Below are 25487 nucleotides of genomic sequence, written 5' to 3' on the forward strand. Positions count from 1 at the left end.
ACGACGGCTCAGAACAGCGGCGGCGTCGGCCAGCCCTGCGGGAAGCAGTCGGTCGTCGCGTCGGGCAGCGCGCGGACCGGCGCGCGGGGACGGATGATCGCGGGCACCCGGTCGAGCGGGGCGAGATAGCTGTCCTTGGGCAAGGTCCGGAAAGTCTCGTCCCAGGCGCGCGCGAAGGCGCAGCGCGGCGGCGGCGAGACCGGATAGGCCAGTGCGCGGGCGATCTCGGCCAGGCCGGTGACGCTGCCGATTGCGAGCAGCGCCAGCAGCGCCGCCCGTTGTCGCGCCGAGAGCGGCCAGCCGCCGCCCAGCCCGTCGCCCAGATGGACGGCGAGGATGGCGAGCGCCGGGATCGACGCCCGCATCGCGAAGTCGAGCCATGAGCCGATCTGGACCAGCGGCATCGCCAGCAGCGATCCCATGGCGATGGCGAGCAGCGGTCCGCCGAACCGCGCCTGCCGCCCGCTGAAGGCGATCAGCAGCCACGGAAGCAGCTCGACCCCCAGGAAGACCAGGTAGCGATCGGGCCGGATCGGGAAGAAGCGCGCGCCGACGGCGTCGCCTGCTGCCGCCAGATAGACGAGCGCAGGTGCCGCGATCAGCGTCGCGCAGGCGGGCAGGGCGATGTCGGCCCAGGCGATCCGGCCGCCGCGCAGGTCGCTCCACGCGGCATGGACGATGAACGGCATCGCCCCCATCGCGCCGAACGGCGACCATAGCGCGACCAGCGGCGGCAGCATCAGCAGCGGACCGAGCCCGATCCGGCCGGTCCGCCACAGCAGGACGCCGATCACGCAGATCCAGCCGGCGATCGCATGCAGCGGTACCCAGAAGGCGAGGGTGATCGTCGAGGAGAACTGGGTCGGCCCCCATCCTTCGAGATGGGCGGTGGGGGTGAGGCCGACGCCATGGCGGGCGATAAGCTGCCCAACGATGTCGAGCCCGCTGAAGGCGAGGAAGACGGCGAGCGCGATCAGCCGGCGCCGCCGGTCCGCGAACAGGGTCGACCCGATCGCGAGGAGCAGGCCGAACAGCAGGCTATTCTGCGCGAGCAGGGTAAGGTCGGCGCCTGCCTGTCCCCAGAGCTTTCCGGCGAGCGCGGGGACGAGGTACATGCCGATCGGCGCGCGCAGCAGGTCGCCCGAGGCATAGGTGAACGGCCAGGGATTGACCGTCATGTCGCGCAGCACCGCATCGCGCACCTGCCAGTCGAGATTGGCGTAGAAAAGGCGCCCCTCGCCGCCGAGCAACAGCAACAGCATGGCGATCGCCAGCGAACCGAGCAGGGTGGCTACGGTCGGGCCGGCATCGCGATCGCGGCGGCGCGGCAGGAACAGCAGCCAGGCGAGCCCGCCGCTCAGCACCGCCCAGGCGATTGCGACGATCGGCTGCGCGAGACCGAGGAAGCGGCAGAGCAGCAGCAGGTCGAGGACCAGCCAGCCGGCGACGATGCCGAACAACGCCGATGCCGGCACGCGCCGCGCGAGCCAGGCGGCGCGCGGCGACGGGCGGGGCGGAGCGGCGGCGATCGTGGCCATGATCGCCGCGCTAGACGGCCGAGGTTAACATTCTCTCGCCGATACCCTAGATGCGCAGCCATGGCCCTGATCCTCGGTATCGAATCAAGCTGCGACGAGACCGCCGCGGCGCTGGTGACCAGCGACGGTCGCGTGCTGGCGCACCGCCTCGCCGGGCAGGAGGAGGCGCATCGCCCGTTCGGCGGCGTCGTCCCCGAGCTGGCGGCGCGCGCGCATGTCGAAATGGCGGTACCGCTGGTCGAGGCTGCGCTCGCCGACGCCGGCGTCACCCTGGCCGACGTCGACGCGATCGCCGCGACCGCAGGGCCCGGCCTGATCGGCGGGGTGATGGTCGGGCTGATGACCGGCAAGGCGCTCGCCCACGCCGCCGGCAAACCGCTGATCGCGGTCAACCATCTCGAAGGACATGCGCTGTCGCCGCGCCTCGCCGATCGGGACCTCGCCTTTCCCTATCTGCTGCTGCTCGTTTCGGGCGGCCATTGCCAGCTGCTGCTGGTGAAGGGCGTCGGCGACTATCGCCGGCTCGCGACGACGATCGACGATGCGGCGGGGGAGGCGTTCGACAAGACCGCCAAGCTGCTCGGTCTCGGCTTTCCCGGCGGCCCGGCGGTCGAGCGCGCGGCGGCGAAGGGTGATCCCAGGGCGGTGCCGCTGCCGCGCCCGCTGGTCGGCAGCGGCGAGCCGCATTTCTCCTTCGCCGGATTGAAGAGCGCGGTGCTGCGCGCCCGCGACGCCGGCATCCACCGGGCCGAGGACATCGCCGCCTCCTTCCAGCAGGCGGTGGTCGACTGCCTGGTCGATCGTACCCGCCGCGCGATCGTCGCGATCGACGGGGACGTCAGCGCGCTGGTGGTGGCCGGCGGCGTCGCCGCCAACCAGGCGATCCGCACCGCGCTTGCGGCGCTCGCTGAAAGCAACGGCCTCGCTTTCGCCGCGCCGCCGCTCTGGTTGTGCACCGACAATGGCGCGATGATCGCCTGGGCCGGGGCCGAGCGGTTCGGCGCCGGGCTGGTCGACGACATGGAGGTGCCGGCGCGGGCGCGCTGGCCGCTCGATCCCACTGCGGAAAAGGCGCGCGGCGCCGGAGTGAAGGCATGACGATGAAGTTGGACAGGCTGGGCGTGATCGGCGGCGGGGCCTGGGGCACCGCGATGGCGCAGGTGATCGCGAGCGACGGCTCCGACGTGCTGCTCTGGGCGCGCGAACCCGAGGTGGTGGCCGCGATCAACGAGGGGCACAGCAACCCGATCTTCCTGCCCGTGCTGCCGCTCAGCGAGCGGATTCGCGCGACCGGCGACCTCGCCGACCTGTCGGATTGCGACGCGCTGGTGGTGGTGGTGCCCGCGCAGTTCCTCGGCGCGGTGCTGGCGCAACTGCCGCGCCGCGACGTGCCGCTGGTGCTGTGCGCCAAGGGGATCGAGGCCGGAACCCGCCGGCTGATGTCGGAAGTCGCCGCCGACGTGGCCCCTGGCGCGCCGATCGCGGTGCTGTCGGGCCCGACCTTCGCGCATGAGGTGGCGGCCGGCCGCCCGACCGCGATAACGCTCGCCTGTGCCGACGAGGCGGTGGGGCTCGCGCTGGCCGAGCGGCTGCGGCGGCCTGGCTTCCGCCCCTATCTGTCGCAGGACGTGGTCGGGGCCGAGATCGGCGGCGCGGTCAAGAATGTGCTGGCGATCGCCTGCGGCGTGGTCGAGGGCGCGGGGCTGGGCCAGAACGCCCGCGCCGCGCTGATCAGCCGCGGTTTCGCGGAGATGACCCGCTTCGGCCTGGCGCGGGGCGCACGGGCGGAGACGCTCGCCGGGCTGTCTGGGCTCGGCGACCTTGTCCTCACCTGCTCGTCGATCAGCTCGCGCAACTTCTCGCTCGGCAAGGGATTGGGCGAGGGCGTCCCCGCCGCCGAGCTGCTCCGCGACCGCCGCACCGTCGCCGAGGGTGCCGCAACCGCCCCGGTCCTCGCCGAGGCGGCGCGCGAGGCCGGGGTCGACATGCCGATCGTCGACGCGGTCTGCGCGCTGCTCGTGGGAGAGGCGACGGTCGACGCGGTGGTCGCCGACCTGCTGGCGCGGCCGCTCAAGCAGGAGGGGGCGTAATCCCCCAAACCGTCATGCCAGCCCCTCGACTGCCTGCAAGGCAGGCGCTCGGGATAAACTTCAGCCAAAGGCTGAAGGCTGGCATCCATGTCTGTCCTCTCCCCGGTGCGCATCTGGCTGGAGAGAGACATGGACCCCAGCCTCCGCTGGGGTGACGTCTGTTGGGGAAACGGAGCCGCAGGCTTCGCAAGCGCGACCGCGCGCCCGAGCTCCGTGCTCGCCAGCGCCCCGCGCTGGCTGCGCTGTCGCTTATGCGAGGAAAGCCAAGCAGGGCGGATGCCCTGCGCCCGGCGCCTGAGGGCTAAACAAACAAACCAACTGAGGCAAAGCCTCAGTTGGGATTATCCGCCGTACCGCCCGACTGGCCGACCGAGCCGACCCGGCCGATATTGCCGAACAGTTCGCGGAAGAAGCCGCGCTTACTACCGAGGGTCGGGGTCTTGTCGCCGTAGAGCGAGACATTGGCCACCTTTTCGAGGCCGGTGCGCTCGACCGAGGCGACGTTGCCCTTGTCGTCGAAATGGACCGCCAGGACGGTCTGCGACACCGCTTTCGGGGTGCGATAGCCGACCTGACGGGTGTCGCGGGCGACATAATACCAGGTGCGGTCCTTGTCGAACTGGCCGGCGAAGCTCGGCCGGCCCAGCGTCTTCTCGACCGATTCGCGATTGTCGACGCCGGGGGAGACGGTGTTGATCAGGGTCGAGTCGACGACATAGCCCTTATGGTCCCGGATGCGCGCGCAGCCGGCCGTCAGGCCCAGAATCGCGATCGTTCCGGCGATGGCCGCCGATCGCAGCAGGGTCCGGGGCATCGACTTCTCCTTGAAACTCAACAAATGGCCCGCTTGCGGCCAGCGTGGACCGCCTCAATATGCGCGGGACCTGCCCGGTGGCAAGATGCCCCCGCACGGTATAGAGGGCGACGCTTGATGCCCGCTGAACGGGCGTGAGGACGATAGAGTGAAATTCCTGAAATCCATTTTCGGCTTCGGTCCCGATCCGCGCGAGGAGCTGGTTCCCCTCTACACCGCGATCGTCGCCGAGGCGCGTGATCCCGTCTGGTATGCCGAGGGCGGCGTGCCCGACACGCTCGACGGCCGTTTCGACATGGTGGCGGCGATCCTGTCGCTCGCGCTGATGCGGATCGATGCGGAGGGCGATGCGGGCCGCACGTCCGGTGCGCTGCTGACCGAGGTGTTCATCGACGACATGGAGGGCCAGGTCCGCCAGCTCGGCATCGGCGACGTCGTCGTCGGCAAGCATCTCGGTAAGATGGTCGCGGCGATGGGCGGGCGGCTGTCGGTCTATCGCGACACGATCCACGACGCCCCGGCGCTTGAGGAAGCGCTGGTCCGCAACCTGTGGCGCGGCGAGCCGGGGCCCGCGGCGAAGCCCGCGCTCGTCGCCGAGCGGCTGCGCGCGATCGCGGCGGGGTTGAAGGCGGCGTCGTGGGCGGCGGTGCTGGCGGGGCGGCTGCGGTGACGGCGCCGGAATTCTCGCGGCCGGTGCGGATCGACACGCTCGGCGAAGGCGGCCGGACGATCGCGATCGAGGCCGATGAGGCGGAGCGCGCGGCGCTCGCCGCCCGCTTCGGGCTGCTGTCGCTCGCCGCGCTGTCGGCCGAGGCAGTGCTGCGCCGCGAGGGGATGACGATCCTCGCCGAAGGACGGCTCCGCGCCACGGCAGAGCAGGCCTGCGTCGCCAGCGGCGCGCCGGTGCCGGCGACGATCGACGAAGGGTTCAACCTGCGCTTCGTGCCCGAGCAGCCGGTCGAGGAAGGCGCGGAGATCGAGTTGGCGCCCGACGACTGGGACACGATCGACTATACGGGCGGCGCGATCGACCTGGGCGAGGCGGCGGCCGAGACGCTGGCGCTGAGCCTCGACCCCTTCCCGCGCGCGCCCGACGCCGACGCGGTGCTGCGCGAGGCCGGGGTGCTGTCGGAGGACGAGGCGGTGACCGGCCCCTTCGCGGCGCTGAAGAGCCTCAAGGACAAGCTCACGAAATAATCCTGGCGGTCAGCGCGCCTTCCCCGTCCACCGCAGCAGCGCAAAGCCGGCGATCGCGGACAGGATCGATCCGCCGAGCACGCCGATCTTGACCTCGTCGATCAGCAGGGGGTCGCTGAAGGCGAGGCCGCCGATGAACAGGCTCATCGTGAAGCCGATCCCGCAGAGCAGCGCGACGCCGTAGAGCTGGGTCCAGCTCGCCCCGGCCGGCCGCTGCGCAAGGCCGAGCGCGACGGCGAGGCGGACGCTGCCGAAGATGCCGGCCTGCTTGCCGAGGAACAGGCCCACAGCGATGCCGAGCGGCAGCGGGGCGAGGAGCTGCTCGGCGCCGATTCCCGCGAAGGAGACGCCGGCGTTGGCGAAGCCGAACAGCGGCACGATCGCGAAGGCGACCCAAGGGTGGAGGCCGTGCTCCAGCCGTTCGAGCGGCGAGTGATCCTTGTCGCCCAGCGGAATCGCGAGCGCGGCGAGCACCCCGGCGATCGTTGCATGGACCCCCGACAGCAGCACCGCGAGCCACAGCGCCGCCGCGAGCAGCAGATAGGGCCACAGCGTCCGGACGCCGACCCGGCCGAGCCCGAACATCGCGGCGAGGATGACGATCGCCGCCAGCAGCGCCGGGCCGCTGATCGCTGCGGTATAGGCGAGCGCGATGATCGCCACCGCACCCATGTCGTCGACGATCGCGATGGTGGTCAGGAACAGCTTGAGCGACGCGGGCGCGCGCGAGCCGAGCAGAGCGAGCACGCCGATCGCGAAGGCGATGTCGGTAGCGGTCGGGATCGCCCAGCCGCGGACGAGGCCGCCCGTCCCGCCGGTGAAGGCGAGGTAGAGCAGGGCCGGCGCCGCCATGCCCGCAGCCGCCGCGATGCAGGGCAGCACGCGATCCGACCAGCGGGCGAGATGGCCGCGCAGGAATTCGCGCTTTATCTCCAGCCCGACCAGCAGGAAGAACAGCGCCATCAGCGCATCGTTGATCCAGTGGAGCAGGCTGAGCGGTCCGAGCTTGGTGTGGAGAAGCTCGAAATAGCTGGGTGCCACCGGGCTGTTGGCGACGAGCATCGCGGCGGCGGCGGCGGCGATCAGGGTGATTCCCCCGGCGGCCTCGGTCGCCAGGAAGCTGCGGAACAACATGCGCATGGTCATGGGCTTAGGGATTCTCGGCCGTTCTGTCGAAACATTCCGGTCCGTCATACTTTGGTAGCAGGGAGAGGGGCCCCCGCCGCCATGGTAACCCCCTGGTCATCATCTTCGCCCAGCGCTGTCGGCATGACATCTCACCGCGACATATTGATGGCCAGGCTCGACGAGCACCAGGCCAGGGCGCTGGCCGTGATCCGCCGCGGCGACCGGCTGCTGACGCCCGACGCCGAGCCCGATCCGCGCCTGCTCAGCCAATCGCGCTGGGAGCTGACCCGCATCCTGACCGCTTACAAGGCGTTCAAGCATCACGAGCTGTTCGACCCGATCATCCGCAACGGCGCGCCCGACAAGGCGCGGCTTGCCGAGCAGATGAAGCGCGAATGCGAGGCGATGGGCGCGGAGTTCCTGGCGCATGTCGCCCGCTGCACCAATCTCGACATCGTCGCGCACTGGACCAGCTATCGGCCGGCGGTGGTCAAGCTGCTCGCCCGGGTGCAGGCGCATATGGCGCGCGAACGCTGGGTGGTCGACGGGCTGCTGCTGGCGCCATCCGCCGCCGACCGGCCGTTGCCGGTGCGGCCGGCTCGAATCGCCGTCCGCGCCTGACCGGTCAGGGCACCAGGATGGTGTCCTTCGCCTCCTCGAGCATGTCGGGGAAGTCGAGCGTGTAGTGCAGGCCCCGGCTCTCCTTGCGGTGGAGCGCCGATCGCACGATCAGGTCGGCGACATCGAGCAGGTTGCGCAGCTCGATCAGGTCGGAGGTGACGCGGAAATTGCCGTAATAGTCGGCGACCTCCTGCCGCAGCAGCGCGATGCGGTGCTGCGCGCGTTCGAGCCGCTTGGTCGTCCGGACGATGCCGACATAGTCCCACATGAAGCGGCGGATCTCGCGCCAGTTGTGCTGGACGATCACCTCCTCGTCGGAATCGGTGACCCGGCTCTCGTCCCACGGCCGGATCGGCGGGGGCGGCGGCATGTCGTCGAAATGGGCCTTGATATGCTCGGCCGCGGCATCGCCGAACACGAAGCATTCGAGCAGCGAGTTGGAGGCGAGTCGGTTCGCCCCGTGCAGCCCCGACTGGGTGACCTCGCCCGCCGCGTAGAGGCCGGGCAGGTCGGTCCGCCCGTCGAGATCGACCATCACGCCGCCGCAGGTATAGTGGGCGGCGGGGACGATCGGGATCGGCTCCTTCGTGATGTCGATGCCCAGGCCCAGCAGCTTGGCGTGGATCGTCGGGAAATGCCCGATGATGAACTCGGCCGGCTGGTGGCTGATGTCGAGATGGACATAGTCGAGGCCGAGCCGCTTGATCTCATGGTCGATCGCGCGGGCGACGATGTCGCGCGGCGCCAGTTCGGCCCGCTTGTCGAAGCGCGGCATGAAGCGGCGGCCGTTGGTCGGCAGCTTGAGCTGTCCGCCCTCGCCGCGCATCGCCTCGGTGATCAGGAAATTCTTGACCTCCAGATGGTAGAGGCAGGTCGGATGGAACTGCATGAACTCCATGTTGGAGACGCGGCAGCCCGCGCGCCATGCCATGGCGATGCCGTCGCCGGTGGCGCCGCGCGGCGATGTGGAGAAGAGATAGGCGCGGCTGGCGCCGCCGGTCGCCAGCACGGTCGCGCGGCCGGTGAAGGTCTCGATCGCGCCGGTCTTGCGGTCGACCGCGTAGACGCCCCAGACATGGCCGTCGCCCGAATAGCGCTCGCCATGGCGGCCGGTGATCAGGTCGATCGCGGCGCGGTCGGGGAACAGGGTGATGTTCGGGTGCGCGACCGCCGCCTTCTCCAGCGCGAGCTGGACGGCCTGGCCGGTCGCGTCGTCGACATGGACGATGCGGCGATGGCTGTGCCCTCCCTCGCGGGTCAGGTGCCAGCGATCGTCGCCACCCTCCCCGCCGGGGTTGAAGGGGACGCCGAGCCCCGCCAGCTTCTCGATCGCGCGCGGCGCATGCTCGACCACGAACTCGACCGAGCGGCGGTCGTTGAGCCCCGCGCCGGCGATCATCGTGTCCTCGATATGCGATTCGAAGGTGTCGCCCGGTTCGAGCACGGCGGCGATGCCGCCCTGCGCCCATGCGGTCGATCCGTCGGAGATGCCCGCCTTGGCGAGTACCCCCACCTTGAAGCGATCGGCCAGGTTGAGCGCGGCGGTGAGGCCCGCGGCGCCCGATCCGATCACGACGACGTCGAAGGAATGCTCGGTCATCACCCTGCGCGCGTCAAAGCCAGGAAGACATCCTCCAGGTCGGCTTCCTGGGTGGAAACATCGACGATGCCGAGCCCGTTCTTCTGGACCGCCGCCAGCACCTCGCCCGCGTTCACCTTGTCCTTGGAATAGGTGATGACGAGGGTGCGGCTGCCCTTCAGTTCGACCTTCTCGAAGCAAATGGCGTCGGGCGCCTTGTCGAGATCGCGGTCGACCGTGACCGACACCGCCTTCTCCTGCGCCTTGCCGACCAGCTCGCGGGTCGGCTCGTTGGCGATCACCCGGCCATGGTTGATGATCGCGATCCGGTCGCAGAGCTCTTCGGCCTCCTCGAGATAATGGGTGGTCAGCACCACCGTCACGCCGCTGGCGTTGAGCTCGCGCACATATTCCCAGAGCTGCTGGCGCAGCTCGACGTCGACGCCGGCGGTCGGCTCGTCGAGCACCAGCACCGGCGGCGAATGGACCATCGCCTTGGCGACCAGCAGCCGGCGCTTCATGCCGCCCGACAGCGACCGCGCATAGGCGTCGGCCTTGTCGTCGAGGTGGACGGCGCGCAGCAGCTCGTCGGTCAGCCGCCTGTTCTTCGGGATGCCGTAGAAGCCGGCCTGGTTGTCGAGCGTCTCGCGCGGGGTGAAGAAGGGATCGAACACGATCTCCTGCGGCACGATGCCGATCGACGCCTTGGCGTTGCGCGGGTCCTTGTCGATGTCGAAGCCCCAGATCGACACCTGCCCGGCGGTCTTGTTGACCAGTCCGGCGAGGATGTTGATCGTCGTCGACTTGCCCGCGCCGTTGGGGCCGAGCAGCCCAAAGATCTGGCCGCGTGGAATGTCCAGGTCGACGTCGAACAGGGCCTGCTTGCCGCCCTTGTAGATCTTGGAAAGCCCTCGGATGCTGATCGCCGCGTCGCTCATGGCCGGGGGCATAGCGGCTGTGGGGCTCCGGTGCAAAGGGGGATGACCGGGGCGGCCGGCCATGGCCGCCCGCCTCGCCGCGCTATGGCTCCCGAACCTCGCCTATCAGGCCGTTCCTCATGGCCATTCGACTATGATCCATCGGATGCAAACCGCGGCACAAAAAGCATAGGTTATCGCCAGAAACCAAAAAAATATCGGGTTTGTGGCCCTGTTGATATCACCCACTGAATTAGGCATCTCTCCGGTGATCAGCCCTATCGAGAGCAGCCAGATCGTTCCGAAGAAACCCATCACCGACAGCGCGAACATGCTCATGTTTCTTTGTCACTCGGAATCGCGAGGATCTTTCGTCAGTGGTGGGATGGCATTATCCAACGCCTTGCCGAAAAGATAATCAGCAAAATCGTTACGGAGTGTCTTGGGAACCAGACGTAGAGCGCCATGATTCAAAACGCCATCACGCATTGCTCGTTCGAAAGCATGATGGTCTCCCATAGCCGCTTGACCAGCACCGGAAAGGACTGTGGCCGTACTGCCGATGCCCTCGACGGTGGCGCCGGCCAATCCCGGTTCGCCAAATAGCAGTTCGGCGCCCATCATCGCGCCGCCTGCATCCGAAGCGAAATTGCCTAGATCGACCCCCATCTGGAGAGCTTTATAGAGTGGGTTTGAGAGATAGTTAGGCCTACCCGACTGTGCTTGCGGAGCAGCAGCGATCTGCGGTTTCATGGTGCGGGCCGATACAGCTTGCGCGGATCGGTTGCGGTATGAACTGTCTTGCATGGCGCGTTCGGCGGCGCGAAGCGCTCGAGAGCTGAGTTCCTCCAAGGTCGGCTGGTGCTGTTGTCCGTAGGATCGCATCGGGGCAAAGGTGCCGTCTGTCAGGGAAGGAGCGCGATCGGCCCGGACCGGCCATCCCGGCGCATATTCCCTGGCGCGCCGCTTTGCTTCCTTGCGTGCTTTCTCCGCCGCTTCTTCCTGAAGCAGCTTCTGCCAGACGGTATCGTAAGTGGGCTCGGGCTTGGACTTGTCAGTCAACGGCCATCTCCTCGGTTTCTATGACCGAACCGTCTCAAGCCAAATCCTACCAGTCAAGAACATAATAAGAACAAATGATCACGCCCTGGGCGGCACCGGCAGGCAGTCGAGCCCGGCACCCGCGGCGGCGGCGCAGAGGGCGATCGCCTGGGCGCGGTCGGTGACCGGGCCGATGCGGACGCGGACGAGCCGGCTGGCGGGAACCTCCTCGTAGCGCGGCTCGAAATCGGCGGCGCCCTTCATCCGCTGGCGGATCCTGGTCCAGGCGTCGCGGGCGGCGCGGTCGCCCGAATAGGCGCCGAGCTGGATGCGCCAAGGCGGGCCGGACGGGACGGCGGCCGTCGCGACCGTCGCCGTGGCGGGGGCCATCGCGAAGGCCGTCGCCGCGCGTGCCGGGCCATGGTCGCCCTTCTCCCACGCCGCGAGTTCGACCTTGTAGCGGGCATAGGCGTCGTAGAATTCGCTGAAGGGCGCGGCGAGCCGGTCGAGCGCGCCCGGCGCGAAGCCGGGCAGCTTCTCGGCCGGCAGCGCGGCGGCCTCGGCGGCGACGCCGGTCGCGACCGCGCAGAAGCGCGCCTGGGCGGGCGGCTGGGCGAAGAAGTTGTAGACCTGGGTGACGTGCGCGTCGGTGGCCGATGCGCTGCCGAAGCGCGCGCCCTCGGCCTTGTAGGCGGCGGCGAGCGCCTTGCGCTGATGGCCGAGCATCTTGTTGTAATTGGCGGTGATGCCGGTCTTGCCGGTCCGGTCGCAGCTCAGCGCCGCGACGTTGAGCGCCGAGCGCAGGTGCCACACCGCCTCGGTATCGGAGACGCCCGCATTGACGGTACGGTAGCCCCCGTTGCCGTCGCCGTCGGGCAGGCGGAAATTCTCGGTCGCGCCCGATGGCGGCTGCGGGCGGGGCGTCGCGGCTTTCGGCGGCGGGGTCGATACCGTCTTCACCGCCTTCCTGCTGCACCCTGCCAGCAGCAGCGCGGTCGCGATCGCCGCCGTCCAGGCGGCGGCTGTCCTGGTCCCTGTCGTCCGCACCCGCTCATCCTCCCGCCCGCATCCTGCGGAACGGCGGACTCGCTGTCAGGAGTCGTTGCGGCGGCCCGAGTCGATCGCGGGCCGGGCCGAGTCTGTCATGGACCCCGGTGCATCTTTTCGAGGGCGATCCCGGCGAGGTTGCGCTTGCGGCCGACATGGCGCAGCCGCACCCGGCCGAACCGCTGCGCCGCTGCGCGGAAGCGGTCGAGCCAGGGCCGGCGGCCCGCCTGTCGACCTGATGCCTGGCGGATCACCGACAGCGAATCCCCGAGCAGGACGATGTCCGACAACCCCTCGGCCGCCGCCCGTTCCAGCGCGTGAAGCAGCGCCGTCCATTCGGCGTCCTCATTGTCGCCGCCCGCCTGACCCTGCCGGATGTCGGCGACGCCGCGGATCACCGTCGCGGTCTCGATCGGGCCGGGATTGGGGCGGCAGCCGCCGTCGAAATAAATGGGGGTCGGCTTGTTCACTTGGCCTTCACATGGCAGGGATCAGGGTGAACGTCATGACAGCATATCGCCCTTCCGTCCGCCATGGTCTCGCGCTGGCCGCCTTGCTGCTCGCCAGCTCGATCGCCCATGCCGAGGAGCGCGTGATCTCGCTCAGCCCGGCCGAGAAGGAGAAGCTGCTCAACGCGGCGGCCGAGCGGCCCCGGCCGGTCGGCGACGAGCTTCCGGTCAACGGGCTCGGGCGGCAGGTCCATGGCGAGGTCGGCATGTTCGTCGGCACCGGCGGCGCGCGCGGCGTGTACGGATCGGCGGTCGCGCCGATCGGCGAGAAGGGCCAGATCGCCGTCGCCTTCGAGAACAGCCGCTTCGGGCGGTGATTCCATCGGGTATTGCCATGAAGCTGGTCGTTGCGCGGCGCAGCGCCGCTTGCTAATCGGGCGCGCATGAGCATCCCGGCGCCGACTCCCGAAACCGTCACCGTCTCCTCGACCCGCGTCGCCTGCGACGGCGCGAGCGACATCCCCGGCGGCGAGGCGCTGGGACATCCGCGCGTGTTCATCGAGATCGATCCCGACATCGGCTATGCCGACTGCGGTTACTGCGATCGCCGTTTCGTCCTCGACGGCAAGGGCGCCGGCGCCCACCACTGATCCTTCGCCGCCGGGCGCAGGCGGCATCGGCGCAAATATCGCTATTGGGCTTCGCGGCGGAGCGCCTATATCGGCGTCATGACGATCCTTCCCGCAGACCCCCGCCATTTCCTCTATCGCGACGCGCTCGATCCCGATGCCGCGCTGCGGCTCACCGCGCAGACGCTCAAGGGCTGCGACGACGGGGAGCTCTATCTGCAATATCTGTCGTCGGAGAGCTTCGGCTTCGACGACGGGCGGCTCAAGACCGCCGACTACAACACCCAGGCGGGCTTCGGCCTGCGCGGCGTGTCGGGCGAGACGACCGCCTTCGCCCATGCCAACGAGCTGAGCGAATCCGCGATCATCCGCGCGGGTGAGACGATGAGTCTGCTCGATCCCGCGGCCGGCAGCCGCGCCGCGCCGCCGCGCCGCACCAACAGCCGGCTCTACACCGCCGACGATCCGCTCGGCCTGATCCCCTTTGCCCGCAAGGTCGAGCTGTGCCAGCAGATCGACGCCGCCGCGCGTGCCCGCGATCCACGCGTCCAGCAGGTCTCGGTCGGGCTGTCGGGATCGTGGAGCGTGGTCGAGATCGTCCGTCCCGACGGCTTCACCGCCTTCGACGTGCGCCCGCTCGTCCGCCTCAACGTCTCGGTCGTGGTCGAGCAGAACGGCCGGCGCGAGACCGGCTTCTTCGGCATGGGCGGCCGCTATCTCTACGACCGGCTGTTCGAGCCCGCGCAGTGGAACCGGGCGATCGACGAGGCGCTGCACCAGGCGATCGTCAATCTCGACGCGGTCGCCGCGCCGGCGGGTGAGATGACCGTCGTCTGCGGCCCCGGCTGGCCCGGCGTGTTGCTGCACGAGGCGATCGGCCACGGCCTCGAAGGCGATTTCAACCGCAAGGGCACCTCGGCCTTCTCGGGCCGGATCGGCGAACGGGTCGCCGCCCCCGGCGTCACCGTCGTCGACGACGGTTCGATCGCCGACCGGCGCGGGTCGCTGACCATCGACGACGAGGGCACGCCGACCCAGTGCAACGTGCTGATAGAGGACGGCATCCTCAAGGGCTATATCCACGACCGGCTCAACGCCCGGCTGATGGGGGTCGACCCGACCGGAAACGGCCGGCGCGAAAGCTATGCCCATGCGCCGATGCCGCGCATGACCAACACCTTCATGTATGGGGGCAAGGACGACCCGGAGGAGATCATCGCCCGTGCCGGGAACGGCATCTACGCCAAGAGCTTCGGCGGCGGCCAGGTGGACATCACCAGCGGCAAGTTCGTCTTCTCCTGCACCGAGGCGTACAAGATCGAGAACGGCAAGCTGACCGTGCCGATCAAGGGCGCGACGCTGATCGGCGATGGCCCGTCGGTGCTGACCAAGGTCACCGCGATCGGCAACGACATGGCGCTCGACGAAGGCGTCGGCATCTGCGGCAAGGGCGGCCAATCGGTTCCCGCCGGGGTCGGACAGCCGACCGTGATGATCTCCGCGCTGACGGTCGGCGGCACGGCGGCCTGATCCGGTAGCGAAAGGGAGCGCGGAAGCGATGGGCATCGCGGTCGCGCTGGGCGGTGGCGCAGCGCTCGGCTGGGCGCATATCGGCGTGCTGCGCGCGCTGCAGGAGAACGGCATCCCGATCCGCGCGGCGGCCGGCACTTCGATCGGCGCACTCGCCGCGGTCGCCTATGCCGCCGGCAAGCTCGACCCGCTCGAACGCATCGCGCGCTCGGCCAACTGGCTGCGCGTCCTTTCCTATCTCGACATTCACTTCCGGCCAGGCGCGATGCTGGGCGGACGAGGCATATTGCGCGACCTGGAGATGCATTTCGCCCGACTCCAGTTCCAGGAGCTGCTGATCCCTTCGGCGGCGGTCGCCTGCGACCTGGTCGCCGGAACGCCGGTGATCATCGACCGGGGACCGGTCAATCCGGCGATCATGGCGTCGATCGCTATCCCGGGCCTGTTCCGACCGGTGCAGTTCGACGGCAAGTTCCTGGTCGACGGCGGGGTGGTGATGCCGGTGCCGGTCGCGGCGGCGCGCCGGATCGCGCCGAAATATCCGGTGCTCTCGGTGAATCTGCAGGGCGATTATCATGGTCGCCGGGTCGCCTCGTCGATCCGCGCGCGGCCCACGCGCAACCATCCGTCGATGGCGGTCGTTCGTGCTTCTACCATGTTGCTGATGGCCGAACTTGCGCGCCACTCGCTGGCGCTCGATCCGCCCGACTATGCGCTGACCCTGCCGGTCGGCCATGTCGAGATCCACGATTTCACGCGCGCCGACGAGCTGATCGCGATCGGCCGCCGCACGGTGGAGGCGCATATCGACGAAATCCGGGCGCTGGTCGGCCGCCCGCCGCGCCAAGCGGTGCGGCGATGACCGACACCGCCGACGGCACCGAGGCGATCCTCGGCTATTGGTTCGACGAACTCGGGCCCGATCGCTGGTGGGTGCGATCGCGGGAGACCGACGAGACGATCGTCGAGCGCTTCGAGGAGCTTTGGGAGGAGTGGCGCAGCCGCGTGCCCGAGAGCTTTCTCGCCTCGCCGCGCGAGGCGCTGGCCGGCGTCATCCTGTTCGACCAGTTCCCCCGCAACATGTTCCGGGGCCATGCCGACGCCTTCTCGACCGACCCGCTCGCGCTGGCGATAGCCAGGGGCGCGGTCGAGCGCGGCTTCGACGAGCGGCTGACACCCGACGAGCGCAGCTTCCTCTACATGCCGTTCCAGCACAGCGAGCTTCTCGCCGACCAGCAGCGCTCGCTGGCGCTGTTCACCGCGCTCGGCAATGCCCGCTCGCTCGACTTCGCGCACAAGCATTACGACATGATCGCCCGCTATGGGCGCTTTCCCGCGCGCAACGCCGCGCTCGGCCGCGCCGACCGACCCGGCGAGCAGGCGGCGATCGCGGAGAGCCGGGACTGGTGAGGACCGCTGCCTAAAAAAAGGGCAAGGCTCAACTTTTAGACAGGCGGTCTTCGAGTCATCCGCTTGCCTTTTCAACCTCTCGATCGATCGGCGCCGTGAATCCCGAGGTTCGGGGATTTGGCACGCTTATTGCGATGCACAATCGGGCTGAGAAGAGGGAGGCAGAATGAAACTCGTCATTGCCATCATCAAGCCGTTCAAGCTCGACGAGGTCAGGGAATCCCTGTCCGGTCTCGGCGTGCAGGGCATGACCGTGACCGAGGTCAAGGGCTTCGGGCGGCAGAAGGGCCAGACGGAAATCTACCGGGGGGCCGAATACAGCACCAACATGGTTCCGAAGATCAAGGTCGAGGTGGTCACCACCGACGACCTGGCCAACCGGGTCGTCGAGGCGATCCAGCAGTCGGCCAACACCGGCGCGATCGGCGACGGCAAGATCTTCGTCCTCGACGTCGCGCAGGCGGTGCGGATCCGCACCGGCGAGACCGACGACGTCGCGCTCTGAGAAAAGGGGGAAACATGACGCTTCACACCAAGCTGGCGACGGGCCTCGGCGCGCTTGCCGTCACCGCCCTGGCCGCCATGCCCGCCTGGGCGCAGGCCGCGGCAGCCGCCGCTCCCACCCCGGACAAGGGTGACACCGCCTGGATGATGGTCTCGACCGTCCTCGTCCTGGCGATGATCCTGCCCGGCCTCGCCCTCTTCTATGGCGGCCTGGTCCGCACGAAGAACATGCTGTCGGTGATGACCCAGATCGGCGCCGCGGCGGCGCTGGCGATGATCGTCTGGGTGATCTGGGGCTATACCATGGCCTTCGGTCCCGACGCGTCGGAGGGCCTGAAGCCCTATATCTCGAGCTTCGGCAAGCTGTTCCTCGCCGGCATCACGCCGGAGTCGACCGCCGCAACCTTCACCGACGGCGTCGTCATCCCCGAATATGTGTTCGTCTGCTTCCAGATGACCTTCGCCGCGATCACCGTCGCGCTGGTGCTGGGATCGGTCGTCGAGCGGATCAAGTTCGCTGCGGTGATGGTGTTCGCGCTGGTCTGGCTCACTATCGTCTATTTCCCGATCGCCCACATGGTCTGGGCGGCCGGCGGCCTGTTCTTCGAAATGGGCGCGCTCGATTTCGCGGGCGGCACGGTGGTCCACATCAACGCCGGCGTCTCGGCGCTGGTCGCCTGCATCATCCTGGGCAAGCGCATCGGCTACATGAAGGACATCATGGCGCCGCACTCGATGACGCTGACCTTCGTCGGCACCGGCCTGCTGTGGGTGGGCTGGTTCGGTTTCAACGCCGGCTCGGCGCTCGAAGCCAATGGATCGGCGGCGCTCGCGATGATCAACACCTTCGTCGCCACCGCCTCGGCGGGCCTCGCCTGGCTGGTCGTCGAGAAGCTGTTCGGCCACAAGCCGTCGGCCCTCGGCTTCTGCTCGGGCATCATCGCCGGCCTCGTCGCGGTCACCCCGGCGGCCGGCAATTCGGGCCCGTTCGGCGCGATCGTCCTCGGCGCCGTCGCCTCGCTGATCTGCTACGTCGCCGTCGCCAAGCTCAAGCCGGCGCTCGGCTATGACGACTCGCTCGACGCGTTCGGCATCCATGGCATCGGCGGCATGGTCGGCGCGATCGGCACCGCGATCGTCTACGCTCCGTCGCTCGGCGGGCCTGGCGGCGCCGACTATGCGATCGGCAGCCAGATCGTCACCCAGGTGCTCGCCGTGCTGGCGACCATCGTCTGGGCCGCGATCGGCACCACCATCGCCATCTATGTCGCCAAGGCGCTCACCGGCCTCCGGGTCAGCCCCGAAGCCGAGGTCGAAGGCCTCGACCTCTCGGAGCATGGCGAGCGCGCCTACAACTACTGATCTTCGAATTGGGGCCGCCCGAGGGGCGGTCCCTCCGGGCGTTCCTCCTGCGAACGCACTGGGCCGGTGGGGCAACCCATCGGCCCTTTTTTTGTTGTTGATCGGGGACATGCGAAGTGCGAGCCCCTGACCGGAAGCCTAGAACACGTCCAGATGATCACCGTAGCGAGCTATAATATCCGCAAGGGCCTCGGCACCGACCGCCGCCGGCGGCCCGACCGCATCCTCGACGTGCTGCATGAGGTCCATGCCGACATCGTCGCGCTGCAGGAGGCCGACCGCCGCTTCGGCGCGCGGCAGAGCGCCTTGCCCGCCGAACTGATCAGCCAGGGCGAGTATAAGGCGGTGCCGTTCGACATCCGGCCGGGCGGGATCGGCTGGCACGGCAACGCGATCCTGGTCCGCCATTCGGTCGAGATCGGCGATTACGAGCCGATCCGCCTGCCGACGCTCGAGCCGCGCGGCGCGGTGATGGCGGAGCTGCGGATCGGCGGCAACGAGCTCCGGGTCGTCGGCATGCACCTCGACCTGTCGGGGCTGTGGCGGCGACGGCAGGTCCGCGCGATCATCGACCATATCCGCCGCCGGCGCCACAAGATGCCGACCGTGCTGATGGGCGACCTCAACGAATGGTCGCTGCACGGCGGCTGCATCCGCGAATTCGCCCCCGAGCTCCAGATCGCGCCGACCGGCCGCAGCTTCCACAGCCGCCGCCCCGTCGGCTGCCTCGACCGGATCATCCTGACTCCCGACCTCCACCTCGTCGCCTGCGGCGTCCACGTCAGCGAACGCGCGCGGCTCGCGTCGGACCACCTGCCGATCTGGGCGCGGGTGAACTGGGAGAATTGAAATAGAACTCCCCTCCCTTTCAAGGGGGGTGGGTGGCGAGCGAGCCTTCCTCGGCCGTCCCGTAGAACTCCGCCAAGGGGCATCGAGCCCCTTGGCTCCGTACCCTTCAGCGAGGTGAAACATGCCCCCGGCATGTTTCAGGGATTGCCGGGGGCAATCCCGACCTCGCAGAACTTTCATCCCTTCCCTGAAAGGGAGGGAGATTCTCTTCTACCGAGTCCCCAGCAGCGGCTTGATCGGCGAGATGTCGTACCCCGCGCCCGCGGCCTTGCGGGCGAGCAGATCGGGGTCCTCGCCGTCGGCGCCCTTGGCGAGGGCCCAGACGAAGGTCGAGCGGGTGCCCGAGCGGCAGAAGGCGAGTACCGGCCCGCCCGCATTGGCGAGGGCGTCGCGCATCGCGTCGACCTGGTTGGCGGAGAAGCCGCCATGACCGATCGGGATCGCGACATAGGCGAGCCCCGCCGCGCGCGCCGCCTCGCGGATGTCGTCGCCCGCCGGCTGGCCGGGTTCCTCCTGCTCGGGACGGTTGTTGATGATCATGGTGAAGCCCTGATCCGCCGCGGCCCGGACGTCCTCCACGCTGATCTGCGGGGAGACCGAGATGCTGTCGTCGATCTTGCGGAACATTGGGTCGTCTCCCTCAGCCGTCATGGCTTTGAATGGCGGCGAGGAAGGTCTCGCCATAGGTTTCGAGTTTCTTCGCCCCTACGCCCGAAATCTGCGCAAGGCCAGACAGCGTCTCGGGCCGGAGCGCGGCCATTTCGCGCAGGGTCGAATCGTTGAACACGACATAGGGCGGCACCCCCTGCTCGCGCGCCAGGTCGCGGCGCAGCGCGCGCAGCCGGTCGAACAGCGGATCGTGCGGATAGTCGGCGCCATCGCGCGACTTGCGCCGCCGCGCCCGTTCGGGCGGCAGGATCAGCGGCACCTGTTCCTCGCCCTTCAGGATCGGGCGGGCGCCGGGGCCGAAGGACAGGCCGCCATATTCGTCGGCGCGCAGCGCGTCGCGGGCGAGCAGCGCGCGGGCGACCGGCTTGATCAGTTTCTGCTCGGCCTCGTCGGCGATGCCGAACACCGACAGCCGGTTGTGGCCGAGCATCAGGATCTTGTCGGTCTCCTTGCCCGCCAGCACGTCGGACAGGTGCGTGACGCCGTAGCGCATGTCGGTACGGAAGGCGGCGGAGAGCAGCTTCTGTGCGACGATCGTCGCGTCGATCCCGGTCGGAGGGTTGAGGCAATTGTCGCAATTGCCGCACTGGGCGGGCGGGTCCTCGCCGAAATGGCGCAGCAGGATCGCCCGGCGGCAGCCCGGCGCCTCGACCAGCATCGCCATCGCGTTGAGCCGCTGGCGTTCGCCCGGCCGGCGGCTTTCCTCGACGTCGGTCTCGATCCGGCGGCGGGCGCGGGCGAAGTCCTCGGCGCCCCAGAAGAGCTGGGTGGCGGCCGGATCGCCGTCGCGGCCGGCGCGGCCGGTCTCCTGATAATAGGCCTCGATCGACTTGGGCAGGCCCGCATGGGCGACGAAACGCACGTCGGGCTTGTCGATGCCCATGCCGAAGGCGACGGTCGCCACCATCACCATGTCCTCCGACGCGACGAACGCCTTCTGGTTGGCGGCGCGGACGGCGGGGTCGAGCCCGGCATGATAGGCGCGCGCGGCGCGGCCGTTGGCGGCCAGCTGCGCCGCCAGCCGCTCGGTCGCGTCGCGGGTCGGGGCATAGACGATGCCCGCGCCCGGATTCTCCTCGATGAAGCGGGCGAGCTGCCTGGCGACGCCGTCGCGCGGGGTGATGCCGTAGCGCAGGTTGGCGCGATCGAAGCCGGCGAGGATCAGCCCGTCGGGGGCAATGCCGAGCTGCGCCAATATGTCGTCGCGGGTGTGGCGGTCGGCGGTCGCGGTCAGCGCGAGGCGCGGCACGTCGGGCCGCATGTCGAGCAGCCCGCGCAGCAGGCGATAGTCGGGGCGGAAGTCGTGCCCCCATTCGGACACGCAATGCGCCTCGTCGATCGCGATCAGCGCCAGCGGCACCTGGCTCAGCAGCCGGCGGAAACCCTCGGTCGAGGCGCGCTCCGGTGCGACGTAGAGCAGGTCGAGCGCACCCGAGCGCAGTCGGTCGATCGTCTCGTCGCGATTGTCGTCGGCGGAGGTGAGCGCGGCGGCGCGAATGCCGGCGGCCTCGGCCGACCGGACCTGATCGTGCATCAGCGCGATCAGCGGCGAGACCACCAGCCCGGTGCCGGGTCGGCAGAGCGCCGGAATCTGGTAGGTCAGCGACTTGCCCGCGCCGGTCGGCATCACCGCCAACGTGCTGAGCCCGGCCATCACCCGGTCGATCACGTCCGCCTGCCGCCCCCGGAAATGCGCATAGCCGAAGGTCTGCTGAAGGGCTTCCAGGGGAGTGGGCATGGCTCCTCTTCTAGCCGAAGATGCCGGGGTGTCGAGCCGCGATCAATGTATAGACATTATGGCTCGACCGGCCGTTTCGGCCCGTGCCGGTTCATCCATTTCTGCGCGGGCAGCTCGAAGCCGTGGTAGAGCGCCGCCGACGCCGCCAGCACGATCAGCAGGAACAGGCCGAGCAGCGGCAGCGGCACGTCGCCCGCGTCCTGGACGAACAGGATCTTGAACAGCAGGAACAGCAGCGAATGCGCCAGATAGGTCGCATAGCTGATCTCGCCGAACCAGTGGATCACGCGGCCCTTCAGCGGTGTGGGGCCCTCCGACGTCAGCGCCAGGAACAGCAGCAGCGTGACGAAGACGAACGGCAAGGCGAGCGTCTCGGGCGCGCCTGCCAGCCGGGCGGCGATTCCGATGACGGACAGCAGCGCGGCGATCGTGGCGGGCCGCCTTGGCGCTTCGCGCCAGCGCAGCCACAGCGCCGCGACCAGGGTCCCCATCCCGAATTCGAACAGGCAGCGCGCCAGGCCGAGTTGGGCGATCTCGTTGCCCAGCAAGGGCTGGCCCATCACGGAGAACAGGCCGTGCAGGCCCGCCATGAGCAGCGCGAGCAGGGCGAGCAGGACCAGCGTCGGCGTCCGCTGCCAGTCGACCGCCGCGATCAGCAGCGGGAACAGCAGATAGGCGCCCAGCTCGCAGCTGATCGACCAGGCGGGGACATTCCAGCCGAGCGGCAGGAAGCCCCAATTCTGCATCAGCAGCAGGTGGAAGGGCAGCGTGTCCCAGGCATAGCCTTGCGGCATGCCGCGCCCTGTGGCGACGCAGACCGCCGCGAAGGCGACGGCGGCGAGCAGGATCAGCAGGTGGAGCGGATAGATGCGCGCCAGCCGCCGCCACAGGAAATGCGGTACCGCGCGGGCGCCATGCTCGCCGAGCAGCCGGCCATAGTTGAGCCAGATGACGAAGCCCGACAACACGAAGAAGAAGTCGACCGCCAGATAGCCCTTGGCGAGGAAATCGATCAGCGCCGGGGGCAGCGAGCCGACGGCGCGCTCGCGAATATGGTAGAGCACGACATACCAGGCCGCGATCCCGCGCGCCGAGGTGAGCGGACGAAGTTCGTGCCGGACCTGCACGCCTGATCATTCCCCCGTCACCCCGGCGAAGGCCGGGGTCCTGCCCGCTTTCACCACAGATATGGGAATGGGTGAAGAGGGCTTGAAAGGCCGCCATCCCAGCGAAAGCTGGGATCTCATTGTCTTTGTGTCCCTTCCAACCAGCGGTGGAAAAGGGAAGGGAGATCCCAGCTTTCGCTGGGATGACGGCCAGAAGCGTTTACGCCGCCTCCTTCTCCTCCGCCTCGCTCGCCTGGCGCATCCACATGTCGGCATAGAGCCCGTCGCGCGCCATCAGTTCGGCATGGGTGCCGCGCTCGACGACGCGGCCGGCTTCGAGGACCAATATCTCGTCGGCATGGACGATGGTCGACAGCCGGTGGGCGATGACGATCGTCGTGCGGCCCTGCTCGACACCGCGCAGCGTCGCCTGGATGTCGGCCTCGGTGCGGCTGTCGAGCGCGCTGGTCGCCTCGTCGAGGATCAGGATCGGCGGGTTCTTGAGCAGGGTGCGGGCGATCGCCACCCGCTGCTTTTCCCCGCCCGACAGCTTCAATCCGCGTTCGCCGACCTTGGTGTCGTAGCCCTGTGGCAGCGACAGGATGAAGTCGTGGATCGCCGCGCCCCTTGCCGCCGCCTCGATCTCGGCCTGGGTCGCGCCTTCGCGGCCATAGCCGATATTGTAGCCGATCGTGTCGTTGAACAGCACGGTGTCCTGCGGGACGATGCCGATCGCGCGGCGCAATGACGCCTGGGTGACGTGGCCGATGTCCTGGCCGTCGATCGTCACCCGCCCGCCGCTGATCTCGTAGAAGCGGTAGAGGATGCGCGCGAGGGTCGACTTGCCCGCCCCCGAATGGCCGACGACGGCGAGGGTGCCGCCGGGACGGATCTCGAAATCGACGCCCTTCAGGATCGTCCGTTCGGGATCATAGCCGAAATGGACGTCCTCGAAGCGGACCAGCCCGCCGGTTACCGCGATCGGCACCGCGTCGGGCGCGTCGACCACCTCGGCCGGCGTATCGATAAGCTTGAACATCGCCTCCATGTCGATCAGTCCCTGGCGAATCTCGCGATAGACCATGCCGAGCAGGTCGAGCGGACGGAACAGCTGCATCAGGATGGTGTTCACGAACACCACGTCGCCGGGGGAGAACCAGCCCTTGCTCCAGCCATAGACGCTGTAGCCCATCGCGCCCGCCATCATCAGGTTGGTGATCAGCGCCTGGCCGATGTTGAGCAGGGCGAGCGAGCTTTCGTTCTTGGTCGCGGCGCGCGCATAGGCGGCGACCGCCCGGCCGTAATTGTCGGTCTCGCGCTGCTCGGCGCTGAAATATTTGACCGTCTCGTAGTTGAGCAGCGAGTCGACCGCGCGCGCCGAGGCGCGGGTGTCGAACTCCACCATCTCGCGCCGCATCTTGGCGCGCCATTCGGTGATCTTCTGGGTGAACAGGATATAGGCGGCGATCGCGCTCAGCGTCGCGGCGACCAGCCCGGTGCCGAACTTCACGAAGAAGATGATGCAGACGGCGGTCAGCTCGAACACGGTCGGGCCGATGTTGAACAGCATGAAGTAGAGCATCGTATCGATGCTCTTGGTGCCGCGCTCGACGATCTTGGTCAGCGCGCCGGTGCGCCGTTCGAGATGGTAGCGCAGCGACAGGCGGTGGAGCTGCGCGAACACCTCGACCGCGAGGCGGCGGCCGGCGTCCTGGCCGACCAGTTCGAAGATGGCGTTGCGCATATTGTCGAACAGCACGCCGCCGAAGCGCGCGGCGGCATAGGCCGCGACCAGCGCCAGCGCGATCATCACGCCGGGCTCGAACCCCGGCGCCATCCGGTCGATCGCCGCCTTGTAGGCGAAGGGCATCAGCAGCACCGCCGCCTTCGCGGCGAGCACCAGCACCAGCGCGATCACCACCCGCGCGCGCAGCGCCGGCGCGTCCTTCGGCCAGAGATAGGGCAGGAAGCGGCGGAGCGTGGCCCAGCCCTGTTCGGGGCGGGCGGCGGAGGGGGAAGCATGATCAGGTGGCATCGCGGGCGAAGATAGGGATGGGGACGGCCCAGCGGAAGGCCGATCCTGCGATGCTGCTGATAAGCCGCTTTGACCAGCGGCGGACTGGGATTACTCAAAATGCCATGTCCGATCCGACCGACGAGAATGTGGCGATCATCGGCAACCCCGTCCTGCTGCAACGGGGCGAGCCGCTGATCCAGGCCTTGCGCAGCGTCCGCGTCGCCGGGGTGCTGGCCAGCACCGTCGCGATCGGCAGCGGCTCCTGGTCGGCCTCGATCCCGGTCCCGGACGAGTGCGCGCTGCTCTACGTCATCGCCCGCGGCCGATGCGTCGGCGGCACCTTCGACCCGGCGACGATGGTCGACCTGTCGGCCGGGGACATTCTGCTGTTCCCGCATCCGGGGCGCTACATCCTGTCCGAACGGCGCGGTATCGCCCCCGTGCCGCTGGAGGACATGCTGGAAGAGGTGCTCGGCGGCATCGAAGGGGTCGAGGGGCGGTGGAAGTCGCTCTTCTCGTCGCCCTTCACCATCGCGGGAGCCGAGGCCGGCGATCCGGTGGTGGCGATCACCGCGCTGCGGCTGTTCTTCGATCATGGCCTGCCCGCGGTGCTGCTGCGGGGATTGCCGCCGTTCGTCCATCTTCCCGGCTTCGCGACCCGCCATGGTCCATTCGTCGAGGCGATCCTGCGGCAGGTGATCGGGCAGGGGGAGGAAGGGCTTTCCGGGCAGGGGGCGGCGACCCGGCTCGCGGAGGCGCTGCTCGTCAAGTGCCTGTCCGCCTTCCTCGCCGATTTCGCCGACAAGCGGCCGGGGTTCGGGCGCGGCCTGCGCGATCCGTTCATCGCCAAGGCGATCGGCGCGATCCAGTCGCGGCCCAACCTCAACTGGACGCTGGCGGCGATGTCGCGCTCGGCCGGCCTGTCGCGCTCCGCCTTCACCGATCGCTTCCGCGCGGCGATGGAGATGACCCCGACCGAATTCCTGACCGCGGTCCGCATGGCGCGGGCGACCGACATGCTGGAGAACGGCAAGATGTCGATCGCGCAGATCGCGGAGATGATCGGCTACGGGTCGGAAGCCGCCTTCAACCGCGCCTTCCGCCGCTGGAACGGATCGCCGCCAGGCGCGCTGCGACGGTCGAGCCTGACGGCCGGCGGGCAAAAGCCGGACGATTGATCAAGCAAGCCGGTGCATCGGCCAAAGACAGCGGACCGTCGCCCCTCCACATTGGCCGCATAAGCAACGCACCA

Annotated in this window: 27 protein-coding genes; 14 read left to right on the forward strand and 13 right to left on the reverse strand. The window is 68.8% G+C overall.

Translation table 11 applies throughout. The features are described from left to right. Window positions 1-8: 8 nt before the first annotated feature. Window positions 9-1538, reverse strand: coding sequence for a hypothetical protein (locus B5X82_RS16735; RefSeq protein WP_079649317.1), 1530 nt, complete (start codon window positions 1536-1538; stop codon window positions 9-11). Between the two features lie 60 nt (window positions 1539-1598). On the opposite strand from B5X82_RS16735, the gene tsaD reads away from it, so the two are divergent. Together tsaD and B5X82_RS16745 are read left to right on the forward strand one after the other, a co-directional pair. Beyond that, window positions 1599-2636 carry a tRNA (adenosine(37)-N6)-threonylcarbamoyltransferase complex transferase subunit TsaD gene (gene tsaD / locus B5X82_RS16740; RefSeq protein ID WP_079649318.1) on the forward strand — a complete coding sequence of 346 codons (1038 nt, stop codon included), beginning with the start codon at window positions 1599-1601 and terminating at the stop codon, window positions 2634-2636. Then, the gene (locus tag B5X82_RS16745) at window positions 2633-3628 is read left to right on the forward strand and encodes an NAD(P)H-dependent glycerol-3-phosphate dehydrogenase (RefSeq protein WP_079649319.1); all 996 of its coding nucleotides are present in this window, start codon (window positions 2633-2635) and stop codon (window positions 3626-3628) included. The genes tsaD and B5X82_RS16745 overlap by 4 nt, the downstream gene beginning before the upstream one ends. 331 nt (window positions 3629-3959) lie before the next feature. Here the strand turns inward: B5X82_RS16745 and B5X82_RS16750 are convergent, their stop codons facing one another. Further along, window positions 3960-4442 carry an outer membrane protein assembly factor BamE gene (locus tag B5X82_RS16750; protein ID WP_079649320.1) on the reverse strand — a complete coding sequence of 161 codons (483 nt, stop codon included), beginning with the start codon at window positions 4440-4442 and terminating at the stop codon, window positions 3960-3962. A 148-nt stretch (window positions 4443-4590) separates the two neighbouring features. Between B5X82_RS16750 and B5X82_RS16755 the strand changes: the two genes are divergently transcribed. After that, window positions 4591-5112 carry a ubiquinol-cytochrome C chaperone family protein gene (locus tag B5X82_RS16755; protein ID WP_079649321.1) on the forward strand — a complete coding sequence of 174 codons (522 nt, stop codon included), beginning with the start codon at window positions 4591-4593 and terminating at the stop codon, window positions 5110-5112. Continuing rightward, complete coding sequence (locus tag B5X82_RS16760) at window positions 5079-5639, forward strand: DUF177 domain-containing protein (protein WP_139385122.1); 561 nt, start codon at window positions 5079-5081, stop codon at window positions 5637-5639. Before B5X82_RS16755 ends, B5X82_RS16760 begins: the two co-directional genes overlap by 34 nt. Window positions 5640-5648: 9 nt before the next feature. On the opposite strand, the gene nhaA is transcribed toward B5X82_RS16760, so the two are convergent. Then, window positions 5649-6779, reverse strand: coding sequence for a Na+/H+ antiporter NhaA (nhaA, locus tag B5X82_RS16765; protein ID WP_079649379.1), 1131 nt, complete (start codon window positions 6777-6779; stop codon window positions 5649-5651). A gap of 129 nt (window positions 6780-6908) precedes the next feature. Between nhaA and B5X82_RS16770 the strand changes: the two genes are divergently transcribed. Next, window positions 6909-7388 carry a hypothetical protein gene (locus B5X82_RS16770; protein ID WP_125723934.1) on the forward strand — a complete coding sequence of 160 codons (480 nt, stop codon included), beginning with the start codon at window positions 6909-6911 and terminating at the stop codon, window positions 7386-7388. Between the two features lie 4 nt (window positions 7389-7392). Here the strand turns inward: B5X82_RS16770 and nadB are convergent, their stop codons facing one another. The 6 genes from nadB to B5X82_RS16795 form a co-directional block, all read right to left on the reverse strand. Next, complete coding sequence (gene nadB, locus B5X82_RS16775; protein ID WP_079649323.1) at window positions 7393-8988, reverse strand: L-aspartate oxidase; 1596 nt, start codon at window positions 8986-8988, stop codon at window positions 7393-7395. Beyond that, entirely contained in the window at window positions 8988-9905 is a 918-nt protein-coding gene (locus tag B5X82_RS16780) for an ABC transporter ATP-binding protein (RefSeq protein ID WP_079649324.1), read from the reverse strand. The genes nadB and B5X82_RS16780 overlap by 1 nt, the downstream gene beginning before the upstream one ends. Window positions 9906-10022: 117 nt before the next feature. Next, window positions 10023-10217, reverse strand: coding sequence for a hypothetical protein (locus tag B5X82_RS16785; RefSeq protein WP_139385123.1), 195 nt, complete (start codon window positions 10215-10217; stop codon window positions 10023-10025). A 15-nt stretch (window positions 10218-10232) separates the two neighbouring features. Beyond that, window positions 10233-10946 carry a hypothetical protein gene (locus tag B5X82_RS26435; protein ID WP_125723935.1) on the reverse strand — a complete coding sequence of 238 codons (714 nt, stop codon included), beginning with the start codon at window positions 10944-10946 and terminating at the stop codon, window positions 10233-10235. A gap of 78 nt (window positions 10947-11024) precedes the next feature. Continuing rightward, window positions 11025-11972: an SPOR domain-containing protein gene (locus B5X82_RS16790; protein ID WP_079649325.1), complete on the reverse strand. Its 948-nt coding sequence runs from the start codon at window positions 11970-11972 to the stop codon at window positions 11025-11027. Window positions 11973-12067: 95 nt separating this feature from the next. Next, on the reverse strand, window positions 12068-12442 hold the full coding sequence (locus tag B5X82_RS16795; RefSeq protein ID WP_079649326.1) for a reverse transcriptase-like protein: 375 nt from the start codon (window positions 12440-12442) through the stop codon (window positions 12068-12070). A gap of 35 nt (window positions 12443-12477) precedes the next feature. On the opposite strand from B5X82_RS16795, the gene B5X82_RS16800 reads away from it, so the two are divergent. From B5X82_RS16800 to B5X82_RS16835, 8 genes are all read left to right on the forward strand, one after another. Continuing rightward, window positions 12478-12798, forward strand: a complete 321-nt coding sequence (locus tag B5X82_RS16800) for a hypothetical protein (protein ID WP_139385124.1) — start codon at window positions 12478-12480, stop codon at window positions 12796-12798. A 66-nt stretch (window positions 12799-12864) separates the two neighbouring features. Continuing rightward, on the forward strand, window positions 12865-13071 hold the full coding sequence (locus B5X82_RS16805) for a zinc-finger domain-containing protein (protein ID WP_079649328.1): 207 nt from the start codon (window positions 12865-12867) through the stop codon (window positions 13069-13071). A 78-nt stretch (window positions 13072-13149) separates the two neighbouring features. Further along, window positions 13150-14580, forward strand: coding sequence for a metalloprotease TldD (gene tldD, locus B5X82_RS16810; protein ID WP_079649329.1), 1431 nt, complete (start codon window positions 13150-13152; stop codon window positions 14578-14580). A gap of 28 nt (window positions 14581-14608) precedes the next feature. After that, on the forward strand, window positions 14609-15442 hold the full coding sequence (locus B5X82_RS16815; RefSeq protein ID WP_079649330.1) for a patatin-like phospholipase family protein: 834 nt from the start codon (window positions 14609-14611) through the stop codon (window positions 15440-15442). Then, window positions 15439-15990 (forward strand): DUF924 family protein, encoded by a 552-nt coding sequence (locus tag B5X82_RS16820; RefSeq protein WP_079649331.1) that lies wholly within the window; start codon window positions 15439-15441, stop codon window positions 15988-15990. The genes B5X82_RS16815 and B5X82_RS16820 overlap by 4 nt, the downstream gene beginning before the upstream one ends. A gap of 166 nt (window positions 15991-16156) precedes the next feature. Further along, window positions 16157-16495, forward strand: coding sequence for a P-II family nitrogen regulator (locus tag B5X82_RS16825; RefSeq protein WP_047170053.1), 339 nt, complete (start codon window positions 16157-16159; stop codon window positions 16493-16495). Between the two features lie 14 nt (window positions 16496-16509). Further along, window positions 16510-17856 carry an ammonium transporter gene (locus B5X82_RS16830; protein ID WP_079649332.1) on the forward strand — a complete coding sequence of 449 codons (1347 nt, stop codon included), beginning with the start codon at window positions 16510-16512 and terminating at the stop codon, window positions 17854-17856. Window positions 17857-18009: 153 nt separating this feature from the next. Next, window positions 18010-18705: an endonuclease/exonuclease/phosphatase family protein gene (locus tag B5X82_RS16835; protein WP_079649333.1), complete on the forward strand. Its 696-nt coding sequence runs from the start codon at window positions 18010-18012 to the stop codon at window positions 18703-18705. A 210-nt stretch (window positions 18706-18915) separates the two neighbouring features. Here B5X82_RS16835 and B5X82_RS16840 read toward each other — a convergent pair whose 3' ends face one another. The 4 genes from B5X82_RS16840 to B5X82_RS16855 form a co-directional block, all read right to left on the reverse strand. Then, entirely contained in the window at window positions 18916-19332 is a 417-nt protein-coding gene (locus tag B5X82_RS16840) for a TIGR01244 family sulfur transferase (protein WP_079649334.1), read from the reverse strand. A 13-nt stretch (window positions 19333-19345) separates the two neighbouring features. Then, window positions 19346-21112, reverse strand: a complete 1767-nt coding sequence (gene recQ / locus B5X82_RS16845) for a DNA helicase RecQ (protein WP_079649335.1) — start codon at window positions 21110-21112, stop codon at window positions 19346-19348. A gap of 56 nt (window positions 21113-21168) precedes the next feature. Then, window positions 21169-22239, reverse strand: a complete 1071-nt coding sequence (locus tag B5X82_RS16850; RefSeq protein WP_079649336.1) for an acyltransferase family protein — start codon at window positions 22237-22239, stop codon at window positions 21169-21171. Between the two features lie 199 nt (window positions 22240-22438). Then, complete coding sequence (locus B5X82_RS16855; RefSeq protein ID WP_079649337.1) at window positions 22439-24253, reverse strand: ABCB family ABC transporter ATP-binding protein/permease; 1815 nt, start codon at window positions 24251-24253, stop codon at window positions 22439-22441. A gap of 104 nt (window positions 24254-24357) precedes the next feature. On the opposite strand from B5X82_RS16855, the gene B5X82_RS16860 reads away from it, so the two are divergent. Then, window positions 24358-25413 carry a helix-turn-helix domain-containing protein gene (locus tag B5X82_RS16860; RefSeq protein ID WP_176152606.1) on the forward strand — a complete coding sequence of 352 codons (1056 nt, stop codon included), beginning with the start codon at window positions 24358-24360 and terminating at the stop codon, window positions 25411-25413. The last annotated feature ends 74 nt before the right edge of the window (window positions 25414-25487 follow it).

The sequence above is a fragment of the Rhizorhabdus histidinilytica genome (genome assembly GCF_900167915.1).
Taxonomy (GTDB): domain Bacteria; phylum Pseudomonadota; class Alphaproteobacteria; order Sphingomonadales; family Sphingomonadaceae; genus Rhizorhabdus; species Rhizorhabdus histidinilytica.